This window comes from Lysobacter korlensis (assembly GCF_042434515.1).
Genome location: NZ_JBHLTG010000011.1, coordinates 104311 through 131295 on the forward strand (window position 1 = coordinate 104311; position 26985 = coordinate 131295).

27 protein-coding genes are annotated in these 26985 nt (G+C 69.6%); 12 read left to right on the plus strand and 15 right to left on the minus strand.

The genetic code is table 11. The features are described from left to right. The first annotated feature begins 20 nt into the window (after positions 1 to 20). From ACFFGH_RS30440 to ACFFGH_RS30455, 4 genes are read left to right on the plus strand one after another with little or no spacing between them, the layout of a single operon-like run. Positions 21 to 935, plus strand: a complete 915-nt coding sequence (locus tag ACFFGH_RS30440; RefSeq protein WP_386675936.1) for an ABC transporter ATP-binding protein — start codon at positions 21 to 23, stop codon at positions 933 to 935. Positions 936 to 940: 5 nt separating this feature from the next. Continuing rightward, positions 941 to 2548, plus strand: a complete 1608-nt coding sequence (locus ACFFGH_RS30445; protein ID WP_386675938.1) for an ABC transporter permease — start codon at positions 941 to 943, stop codon at positions 2546 to 2548. Positions 2549 to 2603: 55 nt separating this feature from the next. Further along, the gene (locus tag ACFFGH_RS30450) at positions 2604 to 3863 is read left to right on the plus strand and encodes a low temperature requirement protein A (RefSeq protein ID WP_386675940.1); all 1260 of its coding nucleotides are present in this window, start codon (positions 2604 to 2606) and stop codon (positions 3861 to 3863) included. Between the two features lie 55 nt (positions 3864 to 3918). Next, the gene (locus tag ACFFGH_RS30455) at positions 3919 to 4989 is read left to right on the plus strand and encodes an LLM class flavin-dependent oxidoreductase (protein ID WP_386675942.1); all 1071 of its coding nucleotides are present in this window, start codon (positions 3919 to 3921) and stop codon (positions 4987 to 4989) included. A gap of 17 nt (positions 4990 to 5006) precedes the next feature. Here the strand turns inward: ACFFGH_RS30455 and ACFFGH_RS30460 are convergent, their stop codons facing one another. Both ACFFGH_RS30460 and rpsO read right to left on the minus strand, forming a co-directional pair. Next, positions 5007 to 5912, minus strand: coding sequence for an NADP-dependent oxidoreductase (locus ACFFGH_RS30460; protein WP_386675944.1), 906 nt, complete (start codon positions 5910 to 5912; stop codon positions 5007 to 5009). A 133-nt stretch (positions 5913 to 6045) separates the two neighbouring features. Then, positions 6046 to 6315, minus strand: a complete 270-nt coding sequence (rpsO, locus tag ACFFGH_RS30465; RefSeq protein WP_386675946.1) for a 30S ribosomal protein S15 — start codon at positions 6313 to 6315, stop codon at positions 6046 to 6048. Positions 6316 to 6602: 287 nt separating this feature from the next. Between rpsO and ACFFGH_RS30470 the strand changes: the two genes are divergently transcribed. The 6 genes from ACFFGH_RS30470 to ACFFGH_RS30495 all read left to right on the plus strand — a co-directional run bounded on the left by ACFFGH_RS30470 (position 6603) and on the right by ACFFGH_RS30495 (position 12046). Continuing rightward, positions 6603 to 7232 carry a lysophospholipid acyltransferase family protein gene (locus ACFFGH_RS30470; protein ID WP_386675948.1) on the plus strand — a complete coding sequence of 210 codons (630 nt, stop codon included), beginning with the start codon at positions 6603 to 6605 and terminating at the stop codon, positions 7230 to 7232. Positions 7233 to 7440: 208 nt separating this feature from the next. Continuing rightward, positions 7441 to 8529: a fatty acid desaturase family protein gene (locus tag ACFFGH_RS30475; RefSeq protein WP_386675951.1), complete on the plus strand. Its 1089-nt coding sequence runs from the start codon at positions 7441 to 7443 to the stop codon at positions 8527 to 8529. 47 nt (positions 8530 to 8576) lie between these two features. Continuing rightward, on the plus strand, positions 8577 to 9356 hold the full coding sequence (locus ACFFGH_RS30480; RefSeq protein WP_386675953.1) for a lysophospholipid acyltransferase family protein: 780 nt from the start codon (positions 8577 to 8579) through the stop codon (positions 9354 to 9356). Positions 9357 to 9428: 72 nt separating this feature from the next. Continuing rightward, positions 9429 to 10061 carry a MerR family transcriptional regulator gene (locus ACFFGH_RS30485; protein WP_386675955.1) on the plus strand — a complete coding sequence of 211 codons (633 nt, stop codon included), beginning with the start codon at positions 9429 to 9431 and terminating at the stop codon, positions 10059 to 10061. Between the two features lie 18 nt (positions 10062 to 10079). Beyond that, positions 10080 to 11090 carry a hypothetical protein gene (locus tag ACFFGH_RS30490; protein WP_386675957.1) on the plus strand — a complete coding sequence of 337 codons (1011 nt, stop codon included), beginning with the start codon at positions 10080 to 10082 and terminating at the stop codon, positions 11088 to 11090. Positions 11091 to 11131: 41 nt separating this feature from the next. Beyond that, a complete protein-coding gene (locus ACFFGH_RS30495) occupies positions 11132 to 12046 on the plus strand; it encodes an NAD-dependent epimerase/dehydratase family protein (protein ID WP_386675959.1) in 915 nt (304 codons plus the stop codon). Positions 12047 to 12086: 40 nt separating this feature from the next. Here ACFFGH_RS30495 and ACFFGH_RS30500 read toward each other — a convergent pair whose 3' ends face one another. After that, the gene (locus ACFFGH_RS30500; protein WP_386675961.1) at positions 12087 to 12458 is read right to left on the minus strand and encodes a nuclear transport factor 2 family protein; all 372 of its coding nucleotides are present in this window, start codon (positions 12456 to 12458) and stop codon (positions 12087 to 12089) included. Positions 12459 to 12624: 166 nt separating this feature from the next. After that, positions 12625 to 14070, minus strand: a complete 1446-nt coding sequence (locus ACFFGH_RS30505) for a choice-of-anchor Q domain-containing protein (RefSeq protein ID WP_386675963.1) — start codon at positions 14068 to 14070, stop codon at positions 12625 to 12627. Here ACFFGH_RS30505 and ACFFGH_RS30510 point away from each other — a divergent pair. Next, on the plus strand, positions 14069 to 14314 hold the full coding sequence (locus tag ACFFGH_RS30510) for a hypothetical protein (RefSeq protein WP_386675965.1): 246 nt from the start codon (positions 14069 to 14071) through the stop codon (positions 14312 to 14314). The two genes, ACFFGH_RS30505 and ACFFGH_RS30510, sit on opposite strands and share 2 nt — an antisense overlap. A 233-nt stretch (positions 14315 to 14547) precedes the next feature. On the opposite strand, the gene ACFFGH_RS30515 is transcribed toward ACFFGH_RS30510, so the two are convergent. From ACFFGH_RS30515 to ACFFGH_RS30550, 8 genes are all read right to left on the minus strand, one after another. Then, positions 14548 to 15405 (minus strand): ribokinase, encoded by an 858-nt coding sequence (locus tag ACFFGH_RS30515; protein ID WP_386675967.1) that lies wholly within the window; start codon positions 15403 to 15405, stop codon positions 14548 to 14550. A 5-nt stretch (positions 15406 to 15410) separates the two neighbouring features. Further along, on the minus strand, positions 15411 to 16256 hold the full coding sequence (locus ACFFGH_RS30520; RefSeq protein WP_386675969.1) for a carbohydrate ABC transporter permease: 846 nt from the start codon (positions 16254 to 16256) through the stop codon (positions 15411 to 15413). Then, positions 16253 to 17260, minus strand: a complete 1008-nt coding sequence (locus ACFFGH_RS30525) for a carbohydrate ABC transporter permease (protein ID WP_386675971.1) — start codon at positions 17258 to 17260, stop codon at positions 16253 to 16255. Before ACFFGH_RS30525 ends, ACFFGH_RS30520 begins: the two co-directional genes overlap by 4 nt. Then, positions 17242 to 18579: an ABC transporter substrate-binding protein gene (locus ACFFGH_RS30530; RefSeq protein ID WP_386675974.1), complete on the minus strand. Its 1338-nt coding sequence runs from the start codon at positions 18577 to 18579 to the stop codon at positions 17242 to 17244. Before ACFFGH_RS30530 ends, ACFFGH_RS30525 begins: the two co-directional genes overlap by 19 nt. A gap of 4 nt (positions 18580 to 18583) precedes the next feature. Then, entirely contained in the window at positions 18584 to 19600 is a 1017-nt protein-coding gene (locus ACFFGH_RS30535; RefSeq protein ID WP_386675976.1) for a nucleoside hydrolase, read from the minus strand. Next, complete coding sequence (locus ACFFGH_RS30540; protein WP_386675978.1) at positions 19597 to 20895, minus strand: ADP-ribosylglycohydrolase family protein; 1299 nt, start codon at positions 20893 to 20895, stop codon at positions 19597 to 19599. The genes ACFFGH_RS30535 and ACFFGH_RS30540 overlap by 4 nt, the downstream gene beginning before the upstream one ends. An 11-nt stretch (positions 20896 to 20906) precedes the next feature. Then, positions 20907 to 21950, minus strand: a complete 1044-nt coding sequence (locus ACFFGH_RS30545) for a LacI family DNA-binding transcriptional regulator (protein ID WP_386675980.1) — start codon at positions 21948 to 21950, stop codon at positions 20907 to 20909. A gap of 135 nt (positions 21951 to 22085) precedes the next feature. Beyond that, positions 22086 to 22997, minus strand: a complete 912-nt coding sequence (locus tag ACFFGH_RS30550; protein ID WP_386675982.1) for a nuclease-related domain-containing protein — start codon at positions 22995 to 22997, stop codon at positions 22086 to 22088. Between the two features lie 175 nt (positions 22998 to 23172). Between ACFFGH_RS30550 and ACFFGH_RS30555 the strand changes: the two genes are divergently transcribed. Next, positions 23173 to 24357: a MarP family serine protease gene (locus ACFFGH_RS30555; protein WP_386675984.1), complete on the plus strand. Its 1185-nt coding sequence runs from the start codon at positions 23173 to 23175 to the stop codon at positions 24355 to 24357. Positions 24358 to 24363: 6 nt separating this feature from the next. Here ACFFGH_RS30555 and ACFFGH_RS30560 read toward each other — a convergent pair whose 3' ends face one another. The 3 genes from ACFFGH_RS30560 to ACFFGH_RS30570 form a co-directional block, all read right to left on the minus strand. Next, positions 24364 to 24879, minus strand: a complete 516-nt coding sequence (locus ACFFGH_RS30560; protein WP_386675986.1) for a VanZ family protein — start codon at positions 24877 to 24879, stop codon at positions 24364 to 24366. A 70-nt stretch (positions 24880 to 24949) separates the two neighbouring features. Next, positions 24950 to 25780, minus strand: coding sequence for an aldo/keto reductase (locus tag ACFFGH_RS30565; RefSeq protein ID WP_386675988.1), 831 nt, complete (start codon positions 25778 to 25780; stop codon positions 24950 to 24952). Then, positions 25777 to 26961, minus strand: coding sequence for a pyridoxal phosphate-dependent aminotransferase (locus ACFFGH_RS30570; RefSeq protein WP_386675990.1), 1185 nt, complete (start codon positions 26959 to 26961; stop codon positions 25777 to 25779). The genes ACFFGH_RS30565 and ACFFGH_RS30570 overlap by 4 nt, the downstream gene beginning before the upstream one ends. Positions 26962 to 26985 lie beyond the last annotated feature (24 nt).

Sequence of the window (26985 nt, forward strand, 5' to 3'; positions counted from 1 at the left end):
GATCCCGGAAGGGCCGGCTCATGAACACACGAACGCCCATGATCGAGACCGTCGGGCTCGAAAAGCGGTTCGGCCAGACGCACGCACTCGCGGGACTCGATCTCCGGGTCGACGAGGGCGAGGTGCACGGCTTCCTCGGCCCCAACGGCGCCGGCAAGTCGACCACCATCCGCATCCTCCTCGGGCTGATGCGCGCCAGCGCCGGCACCGCCACCGTGCTCGGGCGGAACCCGTGGCGCGAGTCGGTCCAGGTGCATCGTGACCTCGCCTACGTGCCCGGCGACGTCAGCCTGTGGCCCAACCTGACGGGCGGTGAGGTGATCGATCTGCTGACCGGGCTTCGCGGCGGGGCCGACGAGCAGCTGCGGCGTCGGCTCATCGATGACTTCGAGTTCGACCCGCGGAAGAAGTCGCGCAGCTATTCGAAGGGGAATCGGCAGAAGGTCGCGCTCATCGCCGCGCTCGCCCGTCCCGCGCGGCTCTACATCTTCGATGAGCCGACCTCGGGGCTCGACCCGGTGATGGAGTCGGTGTTCCGGAGTCACGTCGACCGCCTGCGTGCGGACGGGGCGACGGTGCTTCTGAGCAGTCACATCCTGACCGAAGTGGAGCATCTCTGTGAGCGGGTCACGATCATCCGCGCGGGGATCGCGGTCGAGAGCGGTGCGATCTCGGCGCTGCGGCACCTCACCCGGACCAGCTTCCAGGTGACGGGCCTGCCGCCCGGCACCGATCTGTCGCGCCTGCCCGGCCTGCATGACCTCCGGACGAACCGCGACCTCACCCAGTTCGACGTCGACTCCGAGCACCTCGCCGCGGTGCTGGAGGGCGTCGCGTCCAGGCGGCCGACCGGACTGACCGTGTCGCCTCCGTCGCTCGAGACGCTGTTCCTGCGCCACTACGCCGTCCAGCAGCCGGAACACGTCGCTCGATGAGCGCCGTGGGCAGGCTTCTGGGGGCGCAGCTGCGACGCGACCGATGGCAGCTCGCGATCTGGGTCGGCGGGGCCGGACTCCTCGCCTTCGCCGCGGCGTCAGCGGTCGGAGCGGAGTTCGCTGCAGAAGCAGACCGTCGTGGGATCGTCGCGCTGGCGGCGACGAACCCGGCGTTCATGTTCTTGCGCGGTGTGCCTGACGGCATCGAGGTCGGCGCCGTGGTGTTCTTCACGACGTTCGCCTTCCTGGGGGTGATGGCGGGGCTGCTCAGCACCTTCCTGGTGGTGCGGCACACCCGCGCGGACGAGGGGCTCGGCCGCATCGAGCTCCTCGGCGGCGGGGCAGCCACACGCACCGCGCCACTTGTTGCGACGCTGCTCCTCGCGCTGCTCGCGAACGCGCTCCTGGGTGGCGCGGTGGGTGTGGGGATGCTGGGGGCCGGACTCGACGCGGCGCGGGCGATGCTGACCGGGCTGACCGTCGCAGCGATCGGACTCGTGTTCGCGGGAGCGGCAGCCATCGCAGCACAGCTGCTCCCGTCGTCCCGCGGAGCCAACGGGGTGTCTGCCGCGGTGGTCGGCGGCGCCTACCTGATCCGGGGAGCCGGTGACGCGCTCGCCACTCCGAGCGCCGACCTCACCAGCGCGGAGAGCTCGTGGCTCTCCTGGCTCTCGCCCATCGGCTGGGGTCAGCGGGTCCGCCCGTTCGGCGACATCGACCTCTGGCCGCTGCTGCTGTGCCTCGGGGCAGCGGCCTTGCTGGCCGGCGTGGCGCTGCGGCTCCGCGCCTCCCGCGATCTCGGTGCGAGCCTTCTGCAGGAGCGCCCCGGCCGCGCACGCGCCGGCCGGAGCCTGCGATCGGCCGGTGGACTGGCGTGGCGCCTGCAGCGTCCGACGCTGCTCGGCTGGGCGGCTGGAGCGGCGGTGCTCGGCACCATGGCGGGCGCGCTCGCTCCCGCGGTGGCGGACGCGCTCGACAGCAACGCGGCGCTGAGCGAGCTGATCCGGAGGCTCTCGCCCTCGACCCGCGGGGATGCCCTGGACATCTTCACCACCGCGATTCTCGGACTCGCCGGGGTGCTCGCCGCCGCCGCCGGAGTCCAGGCCATGGTGCGACTGCGGAGCGAAGAAAGCGAGGACCGCGCAGAGCTGCTGCTGGCGGCGCCGCTGCGACGGTGGAGGTGGATGCTGGCGCACGTGGCCGTCGCCTGCCTGTCCGTCGGTGTCGTCGCCCTCTGTGCCGGGCTGGCCGCCGGCATCGCGTTCAGCATGACCGGATACCCGGAGCGCCTGGGCTCGTCGGTTGGCGCAGCGGCAGCCCACATCCCGACCGCGCTGGTGTTCGTCGGCCTCGTCGGGGTGATATTCGGGGTGCTGCCACGCCTTACCGCACCGCTCGGCTGGGGCCTGCTGACCCTTGGCATCGTCGTGGGCCAGTTCGGCGACCTCCTGCAGCTTCCGCAGGCGGTGCAGGACGTGAGCCCGTTCGCACACTCACCGGGGTTGCCTGCCGATCGGCTGGAGCCGGCCGCGCTCGTCGTCCTCGCGACCCTGGCCGCGTTGGCCGTCGCCCTCGGTGTCGCCGCCTTCCGGCGTCGCGACGTCCGGTCGTGAGGCTGCCCGCCGGCTGCTGAGCGGTTTCCGAGTCTGCGCCGCCTACGCTCTGCCCATGCAGATCGGACTCCGCACCGACGTATCGCGCGCGGCGACGAAGGGCGGCGAGAGCGCCTCCTTCGTCGAGCTGTTCTTCGATCTCGTCTTCGTGCTCGCCGTCACCCAGGTGGCGCACGCCCTCGTCGTCTCCATCGAGGATGGCGAGCCGGTCCTCGGGCTGCTCCATGCGGCGGTGCTCCTGCTCGCCCTCTGGTGGGTGTGGGTCTACACCGCGTGGATCACCAACTGGCTCAACCCCGAGACGGGTCCGATCCGCGGGATGCTGTTGGTGCTGATGCTCGTCGGCCTGCTGATGAGCACCTCCATCCCCGAAGCCTTCGACGGGCGCGGTCTGCTCTTCGCGCTCGCGTACGTGGCGATGCAGATGGGACGCACGCTCTTCGCGGCGTTCGCCATGGCGCGGCACAACCCGGGGGGCGCCTCGAACCTGCGCCGCCTCACCGTGTGGTTCGGGATCTCCGGGGTGTTCTGGATCGTCGGAGGAGTTCTCGAGGATCCCACCGTCCGTCTGGGACTCTGGGCACTCGCCGTGGGCATCGAATACGCCGCCGCGAGCCTCCGCTACAAGCTCCCGTGGTTCGAGGACAGCGATGCCGACGTCTGGGATCTGGCCTCCGGACACCTCGCGGAGCGGACGGCGCTCTTCATGATCATCGCGATCGGTGAGTCGCTGCTGGTCACCGGCCGGTTCTTCGCCGAGCACGAGATCACGCCCGAGGCGGTGGGCGGATTCCTGGCCGCGTTCACCGGCGCGATCCTGCTCTGGCTGGTGTACTTCAACCGCGCCGAGCGGCGGGGCAGGAAGTTCATGGAGGACTCCGACGAGCCGGTGCAGGTGGCGCGGTACAGCTACACGTACGTGCACGTCGTCCTGGTCTTCGGCGTGGTGCTGGTCGCTGTGGCGGACGAGCTGGTGCTCGCGCACCCGCTCGAGGCGACCGACGGTCTCACACCGCTGCTCGTCTACGCCGCCCCGGCGATCTACCTGCTCGGGAACCTCTGGTTCAAGAAGTCGACCGGCACGTTCCCGCTGGCGTCGCACCTTGTGGGCATCCTCCCGCTGACGGCGCTCGCGGTGCTGGTGCCGCTGGCCTGGCCGACGTCGAGCCCGCTGCTGCACACCTGGGTGGCCAACGCGCTGCTGCTCGGGGTGCTGCTCTTCGAGGAGGTGGGGGTCCGTCAGGCGCGCCGCCGCACCCATGGCACGGACGAGAAGGAAGACGAGCTGGAGCTCGAGGAGCCGCCCGGGGAATGAGCGGACGGCCGAACGCGTTGGCGGGGGAAGTGACCCAAACGGCCGGGAGGACAGGATGGCAGAGGACGCAGTGGCACAGCAGGTCGAGTTCGGAGTCGACACGTTCGGCGACGTGACGCACGCCCCGGATGGCACGCCGGTGCCGCACCCGCAGGTGCTGCGGGATGTGGTGGAGGAAGGGGTGCTCGCGGACCGGGTCGGCCTCGACTTCTTCGGTGTGGGTGAGCATCACCGGGCGGACTTCGCGGTGTCTGCGCCGGATGTGGTGCTCTCCGCGATCGCCGGCCGGACCGAGCGCATCCATCTGGGCTCCGCGGTCACCGTGCTGAGCTCGGATGACCCCATCCGGGTGTACCAGCGATTCGCAACGCTGGATGCGGTCTCCAACGGCCGCGCCGAGGTCATCCTCGGCCGTGGGTCGTTCACCGAGTCGTTCCCGCTGTTCGGGTTCGACCTCGGCCAGTACGAGGAGCTCTTCAACGAGAAGCTGGACCTGTTCGCGGCGCTCCTCGCGGAGGAGCCGGTGACCTGGGAGGGCGGTTTCCGCACGCCCCTGGTGGATCAGCGGGTGTACCCGACCACCGAGAGCGGCCGGCTCAAGGTCTGGATCGGCGTGGGCGGCAGTCCGGAGTCGGTGGTGCGCGCGGCGCGGTATCGGATGCCGCTCACCCTGGCCATCATCGGCGGCGACCCCGCCAGGTTCCTGCCTTACGCCGACCTGTACCGGCGTGCGCTGGCGCAGTTCGAGACGGAGCCGCTCCCGATCGCCGTGCACTCCCCTGGCTACCTCGCCGACACCGACGAGCAGGCGCGCGCGGAGCTGTTCTCGCCGTACAAGGCGATGCGCGACCGGATCGGCAAGGAGCGCGGCTGGCCCCCGATGGGCCGCGACGAGTTCGAGCACGAGATCACCCACGGGTCCCTCTACGTCGGCTCGCCGGAGACCGTCGCGCAGAAGATGGCCAACACCATCCGCACGCTCGGCGTCGATCGATTCGACCTGAAGTACAGCGCCGGCCCCCTCGCGCACGCCAACATGATGCACAGCATCGAGCTTTACGGCACCGAGGTCGTGCCGCGGGTGCGGGAGCTGCTGGCCGAGGAGCACGCGCCGATCGAGCTCTGACGTCGGCCCGTCGGACCTCAGGGAACCAGCACGATCTTGCCGCGAAGGTGGCCCTGCTCCAGCCGCTCGAACGCCGAACGCACTCGGTCGAGCGGATAGACGGCGGCGATCGGCACGGTGAGCCTGCCCTCCGCGACCAGTTCGGCGAGCCGGTCCAGCGTGGGGACGCTGGTGGGTCCGCGGCCGACGCCGCGGATCCCGTAGGCGGTCGGGTCGGTGGCGTTGGTATTGATGTGCTCGGGCGGCACGCCGAGCTCGAGGGCCGCCTCGATGGTCTCCGGTCCGTGCAGGTCGAAGACCGCGGCGATCGGGTGCCCCTCTGCCGCATCCCGGATGCGCGAGGCGAGTCCGTCGCCGTAGCGCACCGGAATTCCCCCGACCGAGCGCAGCCATTCGGCGTTGGCGTCGCTCGCCGTGCCGATCACCCGGATTCCGCGAAGCACGGCGAGCTGAACGAGGATCGATCCGACGCCGCCCGCCGCGGCGCTGACCACGACGGTCTGTCCGGCTCGCAGGGGCTGTGAGCCGAGCGCGTCCCAGGCCGTCTGCCCGGCGAGGGCGAGCCCGCCCGCCACTTCCCTCGGCACGGCGTCCGGCTTCCGGGCGAAGTACGTCTCCTCGAGCGTGACCGCGTCGGCGAACGCGCCGGTCGGGATGGTGCCGAACACCTCGTCGCCGACGTCCAGCCGCTCGACACCGGCGCCGACCGCATCGACCACGCCCGCCAGCTCGCGTCCCGCGGGCGCCGGCGGCGTGACGCGGTAGCGCGAGGTCCCGCGACGGATCTTGTAGTCGACGGGATTGAGGCCTGCCGCACGCATCCGGACCCGCACCTGCCCCGCGCCCGGCTCCACCAGCGGCACCTCGGCGAGATACAGCACGGACGCATTCCCGAAGCGGTCGAAACGGACAGCGCGAACCATGCCGCCCAGCGTACGGGCCGGCCGGCACCCCGACCCGATGCCGAGTCGCCGGAAGCACAGAACGGGCCGCTCCCCGAAGGGAACGGCCCGTCTGCAAGAAGTTCGCGGTATCAGCGCGAGCAGCTGACGGAGGTCAGCGGCGCAGCCCCAGGCGCTCGATCAGCGACCGGTAGCGGTTGATGTCGATGTCCTGCAGGTACCCCAGCAGGCGTCGACGCTGACCGACGAGGAGCAGCAGACCACGACGCGAGTGGTGGTCGTGCTTGTGCTCCTTGAGGTGCTCGGTGAGGTCCTTGATCCGACGGGTCAGCATTGCGACCTGAACCTCGGGGGATCCGGTGTCACCGGGGTGGGTTGCGTACTCTTCGATGATCGCCTTCTTGACATCTGCATCAAGTGCCATAGATGGGATCCCCTTTCTCTCGCTGCGCGGTGCCGGCCTCCCGATGAGGCGGCGCTCTTTGTCCGCGGCCGTTCGACGGCAACTGACCGAGCCTATCAGAGAGGGCCCGCCACCAGGCCACGCAGCGGTCGGCCGGGAACCGGCGCACCCGTGAACTGTCTGTGAGCCCACATCGGCCCGGCGTGGGGTACCGAATACCCGGCACAGCGAGCGGAGCGTGGGACCCAGAACTGGAGCCGTGCAGTTCGCTGCCGGGTTTCCGGTCCGACGAACGCAGCGAGGCCAGCATGACCACGATCGACCGCACACCGCAACGACTGGGCGCCGGCGTCTGGCACACGCGCAGCCACGGGCGCGATCTCGAGACGACCGGCCTGACGCACGTTCCGCGGACCGGCGGAGCGGTTCTGGCCATGACCCACTTCGCTCACCGGGAGCTGGCGTTCGTCGAGCTGGCCGTCTGGCGGCACAGCCGGCGGCGCATCCAGTGCCTGGTGCTGAACGGCCGGATCGAGGAGCCGGACGCGGGCGGCCTGTTCCGCCCGCTCCGCCGCATCTTCGTGAACCTCACGGCAGGCGCGGAGGCCTACGCGGAGGCGCTGGTGGCGCTGCGGCACGGAGAGCTGGTGGCGCTGTTCCCGGAGGCCGGCGGCGACGACCCGCTCGCTGTGCGGGAGCTCCGGGTGAGCGCCGCCCGGCTCGCGGTGGAGGCCGATGTTCCCCTCGTTCCCGTGGTCGTCTGGTGCGAGCCGATCGCCCGGGACGATCCACGGGACAGCCAAGGCTCACGGTCGCCGGTTTCCGTGGCGTTCGGCGAACCGATCGCCATGCAGCGGGCGGAGGACGTGCGGGCCGTGACGGACGAGCTGCGCGCGACGCTCCAGCGGATGCTCCTCGGTCTGCTGCGGGGCCGTTAGCCGGGCCCGCGACGGGAGACCTGGCGTTTCCTCGGCCGACCGCTTCCCTGACCCTGCCCGCGTACTCGCCGTGAACGCCCTGCGAGCATCCTCCGGCGCGGCCACCCGCTCCGAATACCTGCATATCGTGACATCGGAACGCCCCAGACCCCGGTGGCCCGACCCGAACGCTCGCGAAGCGCGAGCCGAGCAGGACACCGAGGCAGAGATGACGACCATCGAGAATCCCGCAGCCGGCGCCGTCCGCGCGACCAAGCCGCGGGGGAACAGCGAGTTCACCGAACTCGCGAAGCACATCCAGGACTCCGGTCTCATGCGCCGGCGCTACGGCTACTACTGGACGAAGCTCGTGGCCGTGCCGCTCGTCCTCGCCGCCAGCATCACCGCCTTCGTGCTGATCGGCGACACCTGGTGGCAGCTCATCACGGCGGCGCTCTTCGCAGTGCTGTTCACGCAAGTCGCGTTCCTCGCCCACGACGCGGCGCACCGGCAGATCTTCCGGTCGGGCAAGTGGAACGACTGGATCAGCATGGTGCTCGGGAACCTGTTCGTCGGTCTCAGCTACGGCTGGTGGCAGCACAAGCACACCCGCCACCACGCCAATCCCAACAAGGAGGGCGCCGACCCCGACATCGAGCTGCCGGTCATCTCCTTCACGCCTGCGCAGGTGGAGAAGCGACGCAACCGCCTGACCTCGTGGCTCATCGCCCACCAGGGCGTGTTCTTCTTCCCGATCCTGCTGCTCGAGGGACTGTCGCTGCACGCGGCGAGCGTCAAGCGGCTGCTGCAGAAGGAGCCGGTGAACCGCCGGTGGGTGGAGCTCGCATTTCTCCTCATCCGGGTCGGCGGCTTCGTGACCCTCGTGTTCTTCGTGCTCTCCCCCGGCATCGCGTTCGCGTTCCTGGGCGTCCAGCTCGGGCTGTTCGGGTTCTACATGGGCGCGTCGTTCGCGCCGAACCACAAAGGGATGCCGTTGGTGCCGAAGGATCTCAAACTCGACTTCCTGCGCCGCCAGGTGCTGATGAGCCGCAACATCCGCGGCGGCCGCTTCGTCGACGTGGCCATGGGCGGGCTGAACTACCAGGTCGAGCATCACCTGTTCCCGTCGATGCCGAGGCCGCATCTCCGCAAGGCGTCCGTGATCGTGGCCGACTACTGCGAGAAGCACGGCGTCGCATACAAGCAGACCGGGCTCTTCGAGTCGTACGGCATCGTGCTGCGCTACATCAACCGGGTCGGCCTCGGGGAGCGAGACCCGTTCTTCTGCCCGCTGATCGCGCAGCGGCAGGCGCTGTGAGCGCTGCCTCGGGCGAGCGCTCAGGAAGCGATCTCTACGCTGACCGGATGCGGCGACCTTTCGACCCCGTCTACTCCACCGCGATCGCCGCCGGGCTCGGACTCTTCCGCTTCTGGCGATTGAAGCCGCATGCATCGGGCGCCGAGCATCTGCCGGATGCCGGTGGCGCGGTGCTCGCGATGACGCACTTCGGCTATCTGGAGTTCGCGCTTGCCGAGTGGATGGTCTGGCGCCACAACCGCCGCCACGTCCGCTTCCTCGCGAAGAGGGGCGTCTTCGAGAAGCCTGGCGTCGGCTGGCTGCTGCGCGGCATGCGGCACATCCCGGTCGACATGGCCGCCGGAGCGGAGGCGTACCGTGCGGCCCTGAAGGCGCTGCAGACCGGCGAGCTGGTGGGCGTCTTCCCGGAGGCTGGGGTCAGTGCATCCTTCACGGTGCGGGACCTCAAGACCGGCGCCGCCCGGCTGGCCGCCGAGGCGGGCGTTCCGCTCATCCCGGTCGCCGGATGGGGTGGTCATCGGCTGCTGACGAAGAACCGCAAGATCGCGGGCCGTGACCGCTTCGGGGTGCCGGTGCACTTCTGCTTCGGTGCGCCGATCGAGGTGGCCGGTGGCGCGGACGTACGGGCCGTGACGGATGAGCTCCATTCGACGATGCAGCGGATGGTGGATCGGCTGCAGGCGGAGTATCCGGTGGACGGCACCGGCCAGTGGTGGCAGCCCCGCCACCTCGGAGGCACGGCGCCGACCCCGGTGGAGGCCGCCGAGGCGGACCGCATCCGCAACGCCCGCCGGGAGGCCGAGCGGATCGCCCGGACGGAGCGGTAGCCGCCCCGTGCCGAGCATGTCCGCTCGCGCAGCTATGGACAGTGTTGCTATCCGATAGCTAAGCTATCCGCCATGAAGATGGCGGCTCTGAGTGCGGCGAGTGGCGTTCCCGTCCCGACGATCAAGTTCTACCTGCGAGAGGGCCTGCTGCCGCGCGGCGATGTCACCGTGCCGAACCAGGCCGAGTACAGCGATTCCCATGTGCGGCGACTGCGCCTGATCCGCGCGCTCATCGAGGTCGGCGGCATCACGGTCGCGGCCGCCGGGCAGGTGCTGGACGCCATCGACTCCGAGCTCCCGGTGGAGCACACCTTCGGTGTCGCACAGCAGTCGGTCTCGGAGCGGATCGACCCGCAGGACGTTCCGCAGCACGCACTCGACGCCGTCGACGCGGCCACGCCCGGCTGGCGGGTGCATCCCGAGAACCCTGGACGCCTCACCGCTGCGCGCGCCCTCCTGGCCTTCGAGCGCGCGGGGCAGACGGATCTGCGCGGCTGGGTGGAACGCTACGCCGCCGCCGCACTGCAGGTCGCCGAGGCCGACCTCGACGAGGTGGATGCACGGGACGGCCGCGAGGCCAAGGCGGAGATCATCGTCGTCGGCACCGCCCTCGGCGATGCGCTGTTCTCCGGCCTCCGGCGCGCGGCCCAGGAGCACATCTCAGCCGTCCGCTATCTTCCCACCCCCGACACCGAACACCCGTGAAGCACTCAGGAGAGTGACATGTTCCAGCATCCTGCGACACCGGTCCGACCGTCCACATCGGCCTTGAGCGGCGGCTCGCGTCCTCTCCACTGGCTCGCCGCGGCAATGGCGATACTCGCCGTCGTCTGCACCATCGCGCTCTTCGTCGACCAGCGCACGCTCGATGGTGCGCCGCTCTGGGCGAAGCCGTTGAAGTTCGCCCTCTCGGTGCTCATCTACTCGGTCACGCTCTCCTGGCTGATCGGCCTGGTGCGGCGGGGGCGCCGCGTGGTCGGCGCGGCCGCGACGGTCGCCGCTGTGTTCCTGACGGTGGAGCTCGTCATCATCGTCGGGGTCGCGGCGACCGGGGGCCGCAGCCACTTCAACGTCGCCACTCCGCTGGCGACCACGCTGTGGAGCGTCATGGCGACCTCGATCGTGCTGGTGTGGCTGGCCACGCTGGTCATCGCCGGGGTGCTGTTCCGCGCTGCGCTGGGTGATCGGGCACGCACGTTGGCCGTTCGAGCCGGGCTCGGCATCGCGATCGTCGGCATGGCGCTCGGCTTCCTGATGACGTCGCCGACGGCGCAGCAGCTCGATGATTTCCAGGGCATCGCGGGCGCGCACACCGTGGGCGCTGCGGATGGTGGTGCCGGTCTGTTCCTGCTGGGCTGGAGCACCGAGGCCGGAGACCTGCGCATCCCCCACTTCGTCGGGATGCACGCCCTGCAGCTCATCCCGCTGGCCGCGATCGTGCTGGAGCTTGCGGCACGCCGGATCCGGGTGCTGCGCGAGCCTCAGGTGCGGGCCCGGCTGATGTGGGTCGCGATCGGCCTCTACGCCGGCGTGCTGGCACTCCTCACCGCCCAGGCGCTGCTCGGGCAGCCCATCGTGCGCCCCGAGGGACCCGTCCTCGTCGCCGGCCTCATCCTGTTCGCGGCCGCTCTCGCCGCCGCGGCACTCGTCGTCGGCGCGGCCGTGCGCTCCTGGCATGCCGAACCGCTCCCGACGACGCCCGACCGCCCACTCGCCGGTGCTCCGCTCTCCTGACCTGATCGACCCATCAGAACGACGCTCGGAAGGACGCCTCCATGTCGACACGATTGGTGATCGGAGCGGGCGCCGTCGGCGGCCTCCTCGCCCAGCGGCTCGTGGAGCGGGGCGACGACGTCCGGCTTGCGACCCGGAGCGGGACCGCGCTCCGTGGCACCACCCCGGTCCGCTTGGACGTCAAGGACGCGGACGCCGTCACTCGCGCCGCCGGCGGTGCGCACACGGTCTTCCTGTGCACGAATCCGCCATACCCGGCGTGGGCCGCGGAGTGGCCGCCGGCGTTCGAGTCGGTGATCGCCGCCGGCGAACGGACGGGCGCAGACGTCGTCGTGATGGGCAATGTCTACGCGTACGGGGCGGTCGATGACCCGATGCGGGAGGGCGACCCGCTGGCGGCGACCGAGCCGAAGGGTCGAATCCGCGCCGACGGCTGGAGGCGACTGAAGGCGGCCCACGACGGCGGTCGTCTTCGCGTCGCCGAGGTGCGGGCGAGCGACTACTTCGGGCCCGACGCCGGCAAGAGCGCGCACCTCGGGTCGCGGTTCTTCGAGCCGCTCCTCGCCGGCAGGACTGCGCGCGTAGTCGGCGATCCCACGCTCGAGCACAGCTGGGCGTATCTGCCCGATATCGTTCGCACGCTGGTCGCGGCGGCGGATCATGCCGGGGAGTGGGGCCGGGCCTGGCACCCGCCGCACTCCTCCTCGCTCCCCCGCACGACGATCGCAGCCCAGGTGAAGGAGCGGTTCGGCGGCAACGACAGCGTGCGGCCGTACCCGAGGCCGCTGATGGCGACCCTCGCCCGGTTCGCGCCGGACATCCGTGAGGTGATGCGGATGGAGTACCAGTTCACCCGGCCGTTCCTGGTCGACTCGACGGAGACGGAACGACTGCTCGGCGTGCGGGCGACGCCGTGGGATGAGGCGCTCGCGGCGACGGGCGCCTCGTATCGCTGAGGCGGCGATCCTGCTGCCGGCTGGCGTTCCGGCGGAGCGCTCAGGACGGGTCGGCCTGATCCATCCAGTACTCGGTGAACTCGCGCGCCCGGCCATCCGGGTCGAGGCGGATCAGCCAGAGATTCGAATAGGTCCTGCCGTCCTTGTACCGGGTCTCGCCCTGCACGACGGCGACCTCGTCGGTCACGGCGACCGGAGACCAGGAGAACTCCCACGTGCCGGCCTCATCGTCGCGCGCGATCCACTGCTCGACGATGGCGTCCTGCCCGTTCCACGGGTCGGTCCAGGGGTCGGTGAAATAGCGCGCGTCCGCGGTGAAGAGGGCGCGGATGTCGTCCGGCGCGTTCGAGGTCCAGGCGCGGAGGTAGCTCTCCATCCAGCGGATGAGGTCGTCCGATCGTTCGTCTGCCATGCTCCCGGTCTACTCCCCCGGCGCGGAACCGACCATCCCGCATCCCGCCAACCTGTCGGCTCGGCCTGCCAGAGTCAGGGCACCGCCGGCTTCGAACGAGGGACCGTCGGGGCCGGGCAGCGGAGGGGCGGGCAGCAACGCGTCCGCCTGCCCCTCCGCCGATCGCCTAGAACGCCTGGAGAGCGACGTCGTCGATCTGCTCCCAAGCGGTGGAATTGACTCCCCAGAATCCGACGTGCAGCACGACGCTCGAGTTCGAGCCGCTGTTGAACGTCACGGTGAAGCGGTTGTACTGCGGCGCCTTCCCGTGTCTCACTTCGTTCAGTACCGCGCCACCGATCGTCTTCGCCCCGATCCACGCCTGGTCGAAGTTGCCAGAGTTCCGAACCCACGCGGTCATCCGGTAGTTGGTGTTCGGCGTGACCGCGACAGTCTGGCGAAGCGCACCCCACGACGACGAACCTGAGGTTGCGATCCATCCGTTGTCCTGGCCGGACCTCGCCTTCCCGGCGTTCACGTCCACCCCATACGACAGGGAGCCCTGTGAATTCCACGGAGACGAGGATGCGGTCACCGTGAGCTGAGACTCGAACCCACCGTCAGCCACCGCGTTCGCGCCGAACGTCGGCGCCGCCTGCCTCTCGAACGCCCCGATATCGGAGCCGGCACCGATCCCGGTGGCATTGCCATCGAGATCTGTGCTCGACCCGGCCGCGGCGCCGTTGTCCACCGCCGGGCTCGCGACCGATAGCCGGAGATCGCCCGATGCGAAGTTGACGAAGCGCGGGTCGCTGATCAGGTCTCCACTGCCGAGCGGGAAGCCGACCGGATTGGTGCCCCCGTAGAACAAGTTGTGGTCGTGCGGGAAGTCGAACACTCCGAGCGTCGAGCGGTTCGGTGTGTAGAAGATGTTGTTCCTGATCGTGATCCAGTCCGCGGACGGAGCCGGCCCCGGTTCGCGGTAGTAGTAGATGTCGAACAGTCGGGAGAGCCCGGAAGAGTGCCGCCGGACCACCGTGTTGTTGACCGCCAGATAGCCGGTCGGATGGGTGGTGGTGTCCCAGGCGACGAACTGCTGGTAGTCGTCGCTGACGTTGTTCCGGATGACGACACCGGACGATGTCGTCTCGGTCACCTCGACGAACCCCTGCGACCCCCGCGAATAGTTGTGATGGATCGTGATGTTGTCCTTGTCGTGGGCGAAGCCCTCGATCTCGATCGCGCCGCCGTCTGCGCCGTAGGGACTGTTGGTGCTGCGGCAATTGATGAAATCGTTGTACGCGATCTCAATGTTGCTGTTGTTGGCGGAAACGCCGAGCGCTCCGTACGACGTCTCGCTCCCGCTGTCCATTCCCCTGAATGCGATCCTCAGGTCACGGAACGTGTTGTGCAGCACCTTGGAGCCGAAGCCGTACGTCTTGACGCCCACGCCCACGTCGGTGAACACGTTGTCCGAGATGTGCGCGTTCGTGCCGTTGCTCGTCACCGCGATCGCGCCGCTCAGCTCGTACTTCGGTCCACGGATGCCTTGACCGTCGCTGTTGTCGAACACGACGCCATCGTCGAATGTCAGGTGCGTCACGGTGATGTTCGCCCCGGCGAGGACGAGCATGTTCCACGAACCGGGATTCGTGAGGACCGGACTGCTTCCCGAGCCGTATGCGGTCACGGAGATCGGGTTGGATGTCGTGCCGCTCTCCGCAATCGTGGCCGAACCGGTGAAGGACTGTCCTCGCCTGAACGCGATCACGTCTCCCGGTCCGAAGGTGGCCGTGGTGACCCGGGCCAGGGTTCTCCACGCCGCGGACGAACTGAGCCCGCTGTTGCCGTCGCTGCCGGACGACGCGTCCACATAGAAGATGTCCCCTCCCGTACCGGCGCTGGGATTCCCCGACGTCGTTCCGCGGGCACCCGTATTGGGCGAGAGAGGATCAGCCGAGGCCGGTCCCCCCACGGCGAGCAGCGCACCCGAACCGAGTGCTGTAGCGAGCGCAACGGCGGCGCACCGCAGAGCTGCCGATCTTGAAAGCATCATTGCTCCTCTTCTCTTGCTGCGCGTGTCGGGCGACACGCGAGTGTTGCTGCCGCCTCAGCGAAGCTCCCTCTGGATCGCGATGAGGGCGGATGCGGCGCGGCTCGCCGCGACGGCGGCCTCCCCTAGCGATGCACCCGAGGCGAGCGCCGCGGCGAGGGTGCCTGCGAACTCGTCCCCGGCGCCCGTCGTGTCGACCGCGCGGGTGGGCTCGACCGGCACCTCGGCGAAGCCCTCGGGCTCGCTCACGAGAGCCCCGCGGGCGCCATCCGTTCCGACCAGCGACCGGGCCCTGCCGCGCAGCGCCTCAAGCGCGTCGCGGAGCGGCTGGTCCTCTGAGCCGCCGGCGAGCGCCACGGCCTCGCCGCGGTTCACGAGCAGCGGGTCGGCGAGCGCAATCACGTGCTCAGGCACCTCGGCGACCGGAGACGGGTTCAGCAGGAACCGCTTGCCGGCGCGCTCGCACCATTCGGCGGCCGCGGTCACCGACTCGATCGGGATCTCGAGCTGGCACAGCACCACCTCGGGCTGGAGCCGGTCGAGCGATTCCCGCACCTGGTCGGGAGTGACGGCGTGGTTCGCGAGCGGCAGCACGACGATGCTGTTCTCCCCGTCGTCGGCGACGGTGATCACGGCCCGGCCGGTCTCGCCCTGCACCGTGCGGAGCTCGTCGGTCGCCACACCGCGGTCGGCCAGGTGCGTGCGAGTGCGCTGCCCCGGCTCATCCGTGCCGACGCATCCCACGAACGCCGTCGGGGCGGCCCGCGCAGCACCCACCGCCTGGTTCGCACCCTTCCCGCCGTGGTGCTCCGAGTAGGCGGAGCCGAGCACCGTCTCCCCTGGTTCGGGGATGCGCGCGGTGCGGGCAACGAGGTCAAGGTTGGCGGAGCCGACGACGGCGACCAGAACACTCACGAATCTCACTCCTTGCTCCCGGTGCTCGCCACCGAGGTGATGAAGAACCGCTGCAATGCAAGCAGAACGATCGCGGGGATGACCGCGAGCACCGCGGTCTCTGCGAACACACGACCATAGTCTGTCGTGAACGCTCCGAACGACTTCGCGATCGCTACGGGGGCGAGATCGAGCTCCTGCCGGGAGATCACCAGGATCGGCCAGAGGTACGCCTGCCACTGGAAGAGGAACAGGATGAGTCCCGCGCCGATCAGAGCGGGACGGCAAAGGGGCAGGTAGACATCCCGGAAGATCCGCCACCAGCCGGCGCCGTCGAGATGAGCGGCCTCCGCAAGAGAGTGCGGCACACCGAGGAAGAACTGCCGAAGTGTGAAGACCGCAAGCCCGTTCCCGAGGCCCGGGAGGATCAGCGCAAGCAGGGTGTTGGTGAGGTTCCAGTCGGAGAACGTCCGGGCGAGCGGAATGGCGATCGCCTCGAACGGCACCAGGAAGCTCAGCACCACGATCGCGAAGGTGGTCGCCCTGCCGCGGAACGGGATCACCGCGAGGGCGAAGGCCGCCATGGCGCTCACCATCAGGCCGACCACCACCGTGACACCCGCGACCAGCAAGGAGTTCCCGAGGTTCGTGAGGAAGCCGGCATCGGCCGCCGACTCCAGGTTGACGAACGTCCATTCCTTCGGCCACAGCACGTTCCAGGTGAGCGGCGCACTGCTGGCGAAGGTCTCCCTGCTCGTCCGGAACGCACTCGCGATCAGCCAGACGACGGGGAGCAGGAACAGCAGCGAGATGAGTGCGGCGAGACCGGTGAGCACCCCGCGACCGACTCTGCCGCGTCTTGTCGTTCTCATTCCTCGCCCTCCGTCGACCCGAGCAGACGGAACTGCACGACCACGATCGCGATCATGAGCAGCAGCAGGATCACGAGCTGCGCCGATGCCGTGTATGGGTCGCTCAGCTCGAAGCTGCGGTGGAAGATGTCGTACATCAGGAAGTTCGACTGACGCTCCGGTCCACCGCTGGTCAGGATCTGCACCGGAGCGAAGAGCACGAAGTTCGCGACCGTGTCTGCGACGAGCACGAACAGGATCGGTCGCCGGAGCATGGGCAAGGTGACCGAGAAGAAGGTGCGGACCGGACCTGCGCCATCCATCCGCGCCGCTTCGAAGTACACCTGGGGCACGTCGTTGAGCCCGGCGATGAGGAACATCATCCAGTAGCCGATGCCGATCCAGCTGGCGAGGATGATGAGCGCCAGGATCACCTGGTCTGGACTTGTAAACCACGGCTGTCGTGGGACGCCGAAGAGAGCGAGCACGCCGTTGACGGGCCCGTCTGGGCGCAGCGCGATGCCCCAGACGATCGTCGAGCCCGCGAGCGGCACGGCCGCCGGCAGGAAGATCAGTGTCCGCCACAGTCCCGTTCCGGGCAGGCCTCTGGTGAGGAGCACCGCGAGCGCCAGCGCGAGGATGATCTGCAGCGGGTTGACGATCACATTGAAGATGAGCGTCTGCTGCACCGACTGCCAGAATCTCGCGGACTGGAAGAGCTCGGTGAAGACCTCCAAGCCGACGAAGTCGGGCTCGGCGAGGCTGCCAGGGAGCCCCTGCCGCATCGAGTCCCTCACCGCCCCGCCGGTGGGAACGATCCGCAGGAGGACGATGAGCCCGAGCGTCGGCGCCAGGAAGGCAGCGGCAGCGAGGGTGTTGCGTCGGGTTCCCGAATAGCGGCGTCGGGTTCCCGGATTGCGCCGCGGACGCGCACGATCGACCGAAGGGGTCATGTCCATCTCCGGGGTGTGGCGGGACTCGCGCCCCGCCACACCCTTCTGGTCGATCAGCGGAAGGATTCCCATGCCTCGTCGAGTTCCGACTCGGCCGTGGCAAGCGCTTCGCCTGCGTCAGCGCCATTGATGATGTCACTGAACGTGCGCGTCATGACGTCCTCGAACTCCACGTAGCCGACGGTCTGCAGCCGGAGCGTCGAGGTGTTCTCCAGTTCGAACTTCATTAGGTCCACCACCCCGGCCATCCGGGGGTCGGCGAACGCCTCAGACTCGTAGAACTTCACGCCGCCCTCCAGGTTCGACGGCGGCACCGCCAGTGCGGAGAGGTACTGCGCGTAGCCGCCGTCGTCGAGCCCCATGAACTTCATGAAGACGGCGGCAGCGTTCGCCCGCTCCTCGTCGGCCTTGGGGTTGAGCCCAAGCGACCATCCACCGGTCGGCGTGGACGGCTCGCCGCCCTCGAAGGCGGGGAAGGGTGCGACGCCGAAGTCGAGCTCCGGATCGGCGACGAACATCCCAGCCCACCAAGGGCCGCCGACGTAAAAGGCAGTCTGTCCGCCGGCGAAGATCTCCGGCGTTTCGGCCACCGCAACCCCACGGGGCGACAGGCCCTTCTCGAAGAGGCCGCCATACCAGTCGAAGGCCTTCACCCAGCCGTCGTTCGCCACGTCTGGGTCGAGATTCATCTCGCCCGTGGCGCCCGGGCCGCCGCCGGCACTGATGGCGAGCGGCTCGAGCTGGTAGTAGCGGTCGATCTGGTCGAAGACGATGCCATAGGTGGCACCGGCTTCTTGCGCCGCGGTGGCCTGCTCCTCCACCACCTCCCAGGTCAGCCGATCCGCCGGGTCGGCCGACGGGAAGTCGACTCCGGCGGCCTCGAGGAGGTCCTTGTTGTAGTACATGATGTTCGTCGACGTCTGGTAGGGCATGGTGACGAGCTTTCCGTCCACCGTGGCCGCCTCGAGGCTTCCCGGATCGACCGAGTCGGCCAGGTCGGGGAAGGTCGCGGTCAGGTCGGCCAGCCAGCCGCGGGCGACATACGCGTCCGTTCGGGGCATATCGACATCGAAGACGTCGATGGCGTCGCTCGCGTTCGTCAGCCGGGCGGCGAGGACGCTGTTGAAGTCGTCGAAAGGAACCGACTCGTACTCGACCTTGATATTCGGATGCTCCGACTCGAAGGCATCCAGCACGGGCTGGATCTGATCGGCAGCGTAGGCAGCCCCGGCGTACGTGATCGTGATCGGCTCTGCAGGATCCGTCACTTCGGACGGACCGGCACCCGGGCCCTCACCACCGCCTCCGGCGCATGCGGCCAAGGCCAGCACCCCTGCCATCGCGACGGCACCCGCTCGCAGCGAACGCCTCACTCCTTTGTGAACAGCCATGTGATTACTCCTTGTTGTGCTTGGAAGGGACAGGGAACTCGGAAGCGCTCATGCGCTCCAGGAACACGCGACGGAAGTTCTCCACAGCCGTATCGACGGCGACCGTCGCGTTCTGGGGTCCCGCGGGCTCAAGGGCGAGCCCGCGGTCGGCGACAACGAGCCCGCGCGCGAGCTCGCTCTCGGTCTCCACCTGCACGCTGGCCGGCTGCCAGGTGAGGAAGTCTGGGTGTGTGACCGCGGCGATCACCAGCGGATCGTGAAGGAAGCAGCCGTCCCGGTGCTCGGGGCGGTTCGGGAACGCGCGACCGAGGTAGTCGATCCACGCGTCGGCGCAGTCAGCCGCCCATTCGCCGAACTCGTCGCGGGAATCCCGCATCAGCGTCGCGTCGTCGCGGGTGAGGATCACCCTCGAGGTCTGATCGAGCCCGACCATCCGGATCGCCGCGCCGCTTCCGAGGACGATGTCGAGCGCCTCCGGATCGACGTAAGCGTTGAAGTCGCCCACGACGGTGATGTTCTGCGCATAGGTCGTGGCGCTCCCGGCCATGAGGACGAGCTCACGCACGTTGCTCGCGAACGCGGGGTCACGCTGGATCGCCAGCGCCAGGTTCGTCATCGGACCGATGGCGACGACGGTCAGCTCGCCCCGGAGCTCGGCGGCGGTGCGCACCAGGAAGTCGGCGGCGTGCTCATCACTTGTCGGGCCGAACGCCGGTGGCCGCGACTCGACGCCGCCGCCGAGCACGGCGTCGAAAAGGGCACGCACGGGTGCCATGTCGCGCCGCAGGGGTGCCTGCGCACCGAGCAGCACCGGAAGTTCCGGGACCTCGAGCCGACGGGTCAGCCTGCGCGCGACGTCCGTGCCCGTGATCGCGTCCACGTTCCCGTTGACCACCGTGAGCCCGATCACCCGGAGCTCCGGCGACCGCAGCGCGAGGGCGATGGCGAGCCCGTCGTCGATGTCGCTGCCCGGCTCGCCCAGCCCCGGGTCGGTATCGATGATGACGGGAATCGGGGTCACTTGTCGCCTCCGATCAGATCCATCGTGCGGTTCGCCAGTTCGCGGATCTCGACGCGGTCGAAACCGCGGACGGCGCTTCGCACGCGGACATGCGTGGTGCCGACGAGCTCGTCGGGGATGGCGCCGACGCCGTGCAGTGCCCCGTACACGCTGCCCGCGGTGGCGCCGGCCGAATCGGTGTCCCGGCCTCCGGAGATCGTCAGCGCCACCGTGCTGACGAAGTCCTCGCCCCACAGCAGGCCGAGCGTGATCAGCGCGGCGTTGTTGACGGTGTGCACCCAGTTGTAGTGGCCGAGCGTGCTGTCGATCCAGTCGAGGGCCTCGTCGGCGGTGGCGCCTGAGGACCGGAGGTCGAGAAGCTGCCGCTGGGACTCAGCCAGCCGCGAGCGCGGGGGGATCACGGACAGCGCGGCGCGCAGGGCCGGCTCAGCGTCGCGGAGGCCGAGCGCCGCCGCCACCAGCGCGGCAGCCCATAGCTCGCCGAAGATGCCGTTCTGCGTGTGGCTGAGCCGGGCGTCGACCCGCGCCGCGATTGCCGCGTCAGCGGGCCGGCCTGGGTTGACGTACCCGAAGATGTCTCCCCGGATGAGTGCGCCGATCCACTCCCGGTAGGGGTTCTCGACGCGGGCCACCATCGAGATGGGGACGCCGCCGACGAGATTCCGATACGCGGCACGTTCGGCGGTGAAGGTCTGCGTGAACGGCAGCCGGTCGAGCCACGCCCTGGCGATCGCCTCGGTGGAGAGGTGCTTGCCGTGCTCCTCGAGCATGGCGAGGCCCAGGATTGTCCAGTCGATGTCGTCGTCTCTCGGCACATCCTCGAATCGACCATCCGATGCATCCGGAGCGGACTCGTGGAGGTGGCTGACCCCGGCGGGCAGGGGCTCGATGAGCCGGACGTACCCGCGCAGCGGCCACTGCCCGGCCGCGCGGAGGTAGGTCTTCACCTCGTCGCGCGTCAGGCCCTCGACGGGCTTGCCCATCGTGTTGCCGACGCACCGCCCGAGCCAGGCGCCGTGGATGCGCCCGGCGAGCTCAGCGGGATCGACCGTGATCTCCGGCGCCGCCGCGGCGAGCAGGTCGAGCGTCTCGTCATCGTCCGACTCGAGGTACGGCCACCCGGGTGAAGGACGGAGCGCGGCCAGCCGGCGGGCGATGTCGTGCAGCGCGTCGAGATCACCGGTTCCCGCCGCCGTCGTCGCGTCGGCCAGAAGTCCCTGAGCGGGATACCCGCTGTGAGCAAGCTGCTCCGCTTCATCGGGAATCAGGTCCCTCGGGTTCAGGACGTCGTGCATGTGCAGGCCTCCTAGGCCGAATCGCGTTGGATGAGGGAGTGGCGTACGAGGACATGCCGGACTGCAGGACCGGCGCGCCCCGCGATCCGATCGAGGAGGAGCTCGCCTGCGGCCCGGCCGATTGCCTGAGCAGGGATCCGCACCGTCGTCAGGGCGGGACTCACGAGGCTCGACGCGTCGATGTCGTCGACGCCGACGACCGCGACGTCCCGCGGGACATCGAGCCCTGCCGAACGCGCTGCATCCACCGCCCCGATCGCCATGAGGTCGTTGGCGCAGAAGACGGCGCTCGGCCGGTCCGGCAACTCGAGCAGCTGCCTCATCGCTCGCGCACCGCCGTCTCGGGTCCAGTCGCCGGCCACGATCAGCCGCGGATCGGGTGTACGGCCTGCGTTCGCAAGCGCACGCTCGAAGCCCTCGAGCCGGCCCGCGCCCGGCTCGGCCGCGGGCGGGCCGGTGATGGTCGCCAGCCTGGAGTGTCCCCGGGAGGTGAGGTATCGGACCGCATCGACCGCGATCTGCCGGTCGTCCGCCGAAACCCAGTCCGTCAGCACGTCGCTGAGGCCTGACCCGACCGCGACGACGGGGATGCCGGCATCGGTCAGCTGGCGGAGGTCGCCGTCGACCAGAGCGACCGCCAGCACGACGCCGTCGACCCGTCGCTGCACCGCTTCCTCGAGGAATGCGTGGGTCAGCCGCTCCCCTGCGCCGGCGTCGAAGAGCATCACGACATGCTGCTCTGTGGCGGCCGCACCCTGAAGCCCACGTGCGAGCGCCGGATAGAAGGGATTCGTGATGTCCTGCGCGATGAGCGCGATCGTCTTGCTTCGGTTCTTGGTGAGCGCCTGGGCAAAGAAGTTGGGCCGGAACCCCAGTTCGTCCATGACCCGCTCGACGCGGCGGCGCGTCGTCGTGGAGACCGGACGGTTGCCCGAGATCACATGCGACACGGTCGTCTTGCTCACACCGGCGGCGCGGGCGACCGCTTGGATCGTCGCAGGCACCGATCGCGTTTCCTGCCGCGGCGCGATCTCGCCGACCTCGTGCTCGCTCAAACCGGTTTGCCTCTTTGCTGGGATCCAGGTCCCACTCGACCTGCGTTGCGGCCATACTGACCGCGCAAACCGGTTTGCGCAAGTGCCACTCGGAAGAAGTCCGAACGGCGGCGACCCCGGTTCAGGCGGGAGGTCTCAGCGTGGCGCTCGCGCCCCAGCCGGGCGAAGTGCACGCAGGTGGGACGACGCGGCGGTCCGTCCTCCCGCGAGGGCAGCCAGAAGCCCTGCCCCGGAGGCGACCCGGAGTGCACGGCGGCGGACTGCCGCCGCCTCCACATCATGCCGAAGGTGGTCGAAGCGCTGCAGATCGCGCAGCGTGTCCTCGACGAGGGCGGGTTCGAGGTTCCAGGTGTCTGGCTCCGCGGCGACCATGGCGTAGTACGCCACCGCCTCGGGCGAATGCACCCGGCGCTGACGCCGCAGCCACGTCGCGAGCCCCTTCGCCGCGACGACGGCGACGCCGGGGTCCCGGAGGGTGAGGCTCGCCGGGCGGCTCACCACCAGGAGCGGGGTGATCTGCACCGGGCCGCCTGCTGCGTTCGAGAGGCTGCGAGCCGCGCTGGCACCCTCGGACTGCGCGCGGCGCACGAAGTCGACCGGCTGGTCGCCGACAACCGCGCTGCGGCCGCCGACCCACACGGTTGCGTCCGCGGCGTGCTTGACGCTGATGCTGAAGATACCGCCGGGCCCGAGCACGATGTGATCGACGTCGTCGTCGTGGGCTCCGATGGGAACGCCCGACAGCACGGTCCACTCGGAGCCGAGCTTCTGGAGCTCCTCGCGAACGGCGAGCTCGTCGAGTGCGGCTTCGTACGCGTTCCGGGCCTCGGGATGCAGCGGACTCATTCCGAGAAACCGCGAGAACCGGGTCCGCGGCCGAGCGAAGGCCTGCACGCGCAGGCACTCGCGCACCATGCCGTACGTCGTGCCGCGGCCCGCGTGCAGCGCTGTCGCGTCTGCTCGTGTCGCGGTTCCCCGGGCGGGCGTCGCAACCGGTTCCGTCGACTGCTGCTCCGGCGTGGTGTGCTCGCGCACGGTGGTGCTCATTCGTGTTTCCCCCGCACTCACCGTAGGCACCGGGGTGGAGCGATGCGATCCCCAGAAGGAGTGTCCGGCGTTCGGGGGACGCGAACGCCCCGGCGCGCCGGACGGCTGCTCCCAGCGCGGCGAAATCAAATCGCCGTAGGCTCGAACGGCCACCCGAACGCGCCCCGGAGGAACCGTGCCAGTCACGCTCGTGATCGACGTGATCCTCGTGTTCGTGCTGATCGGGTACCTGACCTACGGGTTCCGCACCGGGCTCATGCGCAGCATCGGCGGGATCGTCGGGGTGGTCGGCGGGGGGATGGCGGCCTACTTCGCGATCCCGTTCATCGGCCGACTGGTGCCGGCACCGGAGTGGCGCGCATTCTCCGTGCTGCTGCTGGTGCTCGTGATGCTCGCCATCGGCCACTCGGTGGGAGCGGCGCTCGGGCACGCCATCCGCAAGCACCTGCGTGCCCAACCGCTGCGTGCCCTCGACCGGACGCTCGGCGCGATCGTCAACGTCGTCGTCGCCGCCCTGGTGGTGTCGGTGCTGGCGGCAGGGGTCACGTCGCTCGGTGTCCCGATGCTGTCGCCCGCGGTCGCGTCGTCGGGTGTCGTCCGTGCGATCGACGGCACGACGCCGGACCCGGTGAAGTCGTTCCTCGCCCAGGCGCGCTCGTTCGCGATCGAGGAGGGCCTGCCGCTCATCGCCGACGCCTTCGGACCGGCCGCTCCCCCGCCGATCCCCGACATCGACACCAGCACCGGACCCTTGAGCGTCGCGGCGCAGTCCGTGGTGCGGATCAGCGGCACCGCATACTCGTGCGGGCAGAGCCAGAGCGGCACCGGATTCGTGATCGCGCCGGAGCGGGTGGTCACCAACGCGCACGTGCTGGCGGGCGTCGACGAGCCGGTGGTCGAGGCGCCGGGCGACGGTGGACGCACCGGCCGGATCGTCTACTTCGACCCCGTGGACGACCTCGCCGTGATCGCCGTCCCCGGCCTCCCCACCCCGGCGCTCGCGATCAACCCGGGCCTCGGACCCGGCGCCCGCGGGGTCGTCGACGGCTATCCGTTCGGCGGACCGTTCACGTCCCGCCCGGCCGAGGTGGTGTCGATCGACCAGATCGTCGTTCCGGACATCTACGGCGAATCCCCGTCGGCGCGGCAGGTGTTCGTGCTGGCGGCGGACGTGGATCCGGGCAACTCCGGCGGTCCGTTCCTCGACCAGGAGGGGGCTGTCGCCGGCGTCATCTTCGGACGTGGCGAGAACACGGAGAACGTCGGCTACGCACTCACGCTGCAGGAGGTCGGCGACGTGCTCGACCGGGCGCCGGCGCTTTCGGAGCGGGTGCCGTCCGGGGAGTGCGTGCGCGGCTGACGGCCGTCAGCGAGTGCGGCCGGCGAGCGCCTCAGCGGAGCGCTCACGCGCCGCGCGTGCCGCAGCTGCCGCCAGTGCCGCGCGACGCTCAGCCGCCTCCCGCTTCAGCCTGCGGGCCTTCGGCGTCGTGACGATGAGGGCGGCGACCACGCCGACGAGGGCGCCGATCGAGTTGGAGGCCAGATCCCGGGGGTCGGAGACACGCTCGGGCAGGAAGAGCTGTGCCGTCTCGATGGCGAAGGTGAGTCCCACCCCGGCGAGCACCGCGACGAACCACGAGGAGCGTCCGAGCAGCAACAGGAAGAACAGGCCTACCGGCACGAACATCGCGATGTTCGCGGTGAACTCCAGTCCGTTGTAGCTCACCCACGCCGTGGAGGGGTTCCGGTCCAGATACTCCAGCACCCGGAACAGCAGGCCGTTGGCCTCGTCATCGAGCGGCTGCGGGCCGAGGGTCAGCCAGCCGACGATGCCGAGATACACGAACGTCACCACGCTGAGCAGCGGATGACGACGGAACATCCCCCAATTGTGCATCAGGAGGTTCGGATCGCATATCTGGCGTGTCGGCCGGCGTGGGTTCCGGCTGGGGTCAGAACTCCTCGTGGGTCTCCGGGTCGGCGCCCCAGAGTCGGTCGTCCTCGAGCGCCGAGATGGCGGCGACCTCATCCTCGGTCAACGAGAACCGGAACACGTCGAGGTTGGTCCGCTGCCGCTCGGCGTTCGCCGACTTCGGGATGGGGAGCGCGCCGACCTGGACGTGCCACCTCAGCACCGTCTGCATCGGCGTCACGGAATGCGCGGCCGCGATCTCCTGCACGACCGGCTCACCGGCGACATCCCGCTTGCGCGCGAGGGGACTCCAGCTCTCGGTCACGATGCCGTGCTGCGCGTGGAATGCCCGCAGCTCGGCCTGCGGGAAGTACGGGTGCAGCTCCACCTGGTTGACGGCGGGCGCGACACCCGTCTCGTCGAGAAGCTCCTGCAGCAGCCGCGGGGTGAAGTTGCTGACGCCGATCGAGCGGATGTCGCCGCGGTCCCGCAGCTCGATCATCGCCTTCCACGAGTCGAGATACTTCCCCACCCGCGGCAGGGGCCAGTGGATCAGGTAGAGGTCCACGTAATCGAGGCCCAGGTTCGTGCGGGACTCCTCGAAGCTCGCGAGCGTCTCCTCATAGCCGTGGGAACGACCGGGCAGCTTGGTGGTGACGAGCAGCTCGCTGCGGTCGAGGCCACTGCCGCGCACCGCCTCGCCGACCTCCCGCTCGTTCCGATAGTTCAGCGCCGTGTCGAGCAGCCGGTAGCCGCTCGCGATCCCGTTCGAGATGGACTCGATGCCCTCCGGGCCCCTCAGCCCGTAGGTGCCGAGCCCGATCGCGGGAAGCGTCTTGCCGTCGTTCAGCTGCAGTTCGGGAATCGTCATGAGGCCACCTTGTCGTGTTCGGTTGCGGAGTCGCTGCGCTCGTCTGGCACTGGGAGTGCGGCGAGGCCGGCCAGCAGATCCCGTTTCGCGGATGCCGCGCACACCCGGATCCATCCTTCGCCGCCTCGGCCGAATGCGCTGCCCGGCGCGATCGCCACCCGCTCCTTGAGCAGGAACCGCTCAGCCCAGGCATCGACGTCGCCGCCCGAGGCGAAGCTCATGTCGATCCAGAGGTAGAACGCGCCGGCGGGTGTGAGATAGCGGATGCCCCTGGAGTCGAGCAGCGCGGTCGCCGCGTCGAGGTTGGCGCGGTAGTGGTCTCGCGCCTCCGCCACCGGAGACTGGTCTCCCGTGATCGCCGCGATCGCGGCGTGCTGCGCCGGCGTGCTGGCGCAGCTGATCGACCCCTCCTGCACCGTACGGAGGATCTCGGCGAACCCTGGCGGGGTGACGAGGTACCCGGTGCGGATGCCCGTCATGGCGTAGGTCTTCGAGAGCGAGAAGACGCTGAACACCCGGTCGTCCACGTCGAGCGCGGCCGGGCTGACGTGTCGCTCGCCGTAGGTGAAGTACTCGTAGACCTCGTCGCTGATCACCCAGAGGTCGTGTCGCCGGGCGAACGCCAACAGCTCCCGCAGCACGTCCTCGCCGAACACGGCGCCGAGCGGGTTCGACGGCGAGTTCAGCAGCAGCACTCGGGTGTGCGCGCTGACCAGCCGGTCGAGCTCGTCGATGTCCGGCACGAAGCGGCGGTCGGGCGACAGCGAGTACGGCACCGGGCGGGCGCCGAGCATGCTGGGGGTCATGGTGAAGGTCGTGTAGCCCGGGTCGGGAATGAGGATCTCGTCCCCGGGTCCGAGCAGCAGCGTCATCGCCTGATGGAGCGCCTGCGTCGCCCCGATGGTGACCCAGATCTGCTCCAGGTCGACGGTGAGCCTGTTGTCGCGGGCGAGCTTCTCCGCGATCGCGGCGCGCAGCTCAGGAATCCCGCCGTTCGGTCCGTAGTCGGTGTCGTCGCGGTCCCACGCCGCCTTCGCGGCGGCGGCGATGTGCGCCGCGACCGGCACGTCCGGCTCTCCGATCGCCAGCATCCGCACGCCGTCCAGCTGCGCGGCGAGATGGGTGATGCGGCGGATTCCGGAGCCCGGCACACCCGGGATGTGCGGAGCGAGCGACGGCATGGGCTTCAGGCTATCGCGCGCCGC

Excerpts from the sequence above, each read along its gene's own strand:
- ACFFGH_RS30440 (WP_386675936.1), top strand. The coding sequence starts at position 21 with ATGAACACACGAACGCCCATGATCGAGACCGTCGGGCTCGAAAAGCGG.
- ACFFGH_RS30450 (WP_386675940.1), top strand. The coding sequence starts at position 2,604 with ATGCAGATCGGACTCCGCACCGACGTATCGCGCGCGGCGACGAAGGGC.
- ACFFGH_RS30455 (WP_386675942.1), top strand. The coding sequence starts at position 3,919 with ATGGCAGAGGACGCAGTGGCACAGCAGGTCGAGTTCGGAGTCGACACG.
- ACFFGH_RS30460 (WP_386675944.1), bottom strand. The coding sequence starts at position 5,912 with ATGGTTCGCGCTGTCCGTTTCGACCGCTTCGGGAATGCGTCCGTGCTG.
- rpsO (WP_386675946.1), bottom strand. The coding sequence starts at position 6,315 with ATGGCACTTGATGCAGATGTCAAGAAGGCGATCATCGAAGAGTACGCA.
- ACFFGH_RS30470 (WP_386675948.1), top strand. The coding sequence starts at position 6,603 with ATGACCACGATCGACCGCACACCGCAACGACTGGGCGCCGGCGTCTGG.
- ACFFGH_RS30475 (WP_386675951.1), top strand. The coding sequence starts at position 7,441 with ATGACGACCATCGAGAATCCCGCAGCCGGCGCCGTCCGCGCGACCAAG.
- ACFFGH_RS30480 (WP_386675953.1), top strand. The coding sequence starts at position 8,577 with ATGCGGCGACCTTTCGACCCCGTCTACTCCACCGCGATCGCCGCCGGG.
- ACFFGH_RS30485 (WP_386675955.1), top strand. The coding sequence starts at position 9,429 with ATGAAGATGGCGGCTCTGAGTGCGGCGAGTGGCGTTCCCGTCCCGACG.
- ACFFGH_RS30490 (WP_386675957.1), top strand. The coding sequence starts at position 10,080 with ATGTTCCAGCATCCTGCGACACCGGTCCGACCGTCCACATCGGCCTTG.
- ACFFGH_RS30495 (WP_386675959.1), top strand. The coding sequence starts at position 11,132 with ATGTCGACACGATTGGTGATCGGAGCGGGCGCCGTCGGCGGCCTCCTC.
- ACFFGH_RS30500 (WP_386675961.1), bottom strand. The coding sequence starts at position 12,458 with ATGGCAGACGAACGATCGGACGACCTCATCCGCTGGATGGAGAGCTAC.
- ACFFGH_RS30510 (WP_386675965.1), top strand. The coding sequence starts at position 14,069 with ATGTTCCACGAACCGGGATTCGTGAGGACCGGACTGCTTCCCGAGCCG.
- ACFFGH_RS30505 (WP_386675963.1), bottom strand. The coding sequence starts at position 14,070 with ATGCTCGTCCTCGCCGGGGCGAACATCACCGTGACGCACCTGACATTC.
- ACFFGH_RS30520 (WP_386675969.1), bottom strand. The coding sequence starts at position 16,256 with ATGAGAACGACAAGACGCGGCAGAGTCGGTCGCGGGGTGCTCACCGGT.
- ACFFGH_RS30525 (WP_386675971.1), bottom strand. The coding sequence starts at position 17,260 with ATGGGAATCCTTCCGCTGATCGACCAGAAGGGTGTGGCGGGGCGCGAG.
- ACFFGH_RS30530 (WP_386675974.1), bottom strand. The coding sequence starts at position 18,579 with ATGGCTGTTCACAAAGGAGTGAGGCGTTCGCTGCGAGCGGGTGCCGTC.
- ACFFGH_RS30540 (WP_386675978.1), bottom strand. The coding sequence starts at position 20,895 with ATGCACGACGTCCTGAACCCGAGGGACCTGATTCCCGATGAAGCGGAG.
- ACFFGH_RS30550 (WP_386675982.1), bottom strand. The coding sequence starts at position 22,997 with ATGAGCACCACCGTGCGCGAGCACACCACGCCGGAGCAGCAGTCGACG.
- ACFFGH_RS30560 (WP_386675986.1), bottom strand. The coding sequence starts at position 24,879 with ATGTTCCGTCGTCATCCGCTGCTCAGCGTGGTGACGTTCGTGTATCTC.
- ACFFGH_RS30565 (WP_386675988.1), bottom strand. The coding sequence starts at position 25,780 with ATGACGATTCCCGAACTGCAGCTGAACGACGGCAAGACGCTTCCCGCG.
- ACFFGH_RS30570 (WP_386675990.1), bottom strand. The coding sequence starts at position 26,961 with ATGCCGTCGCTCGCTCCGCACATCCCGGGTGTGCCGGGCTCCGGAATC.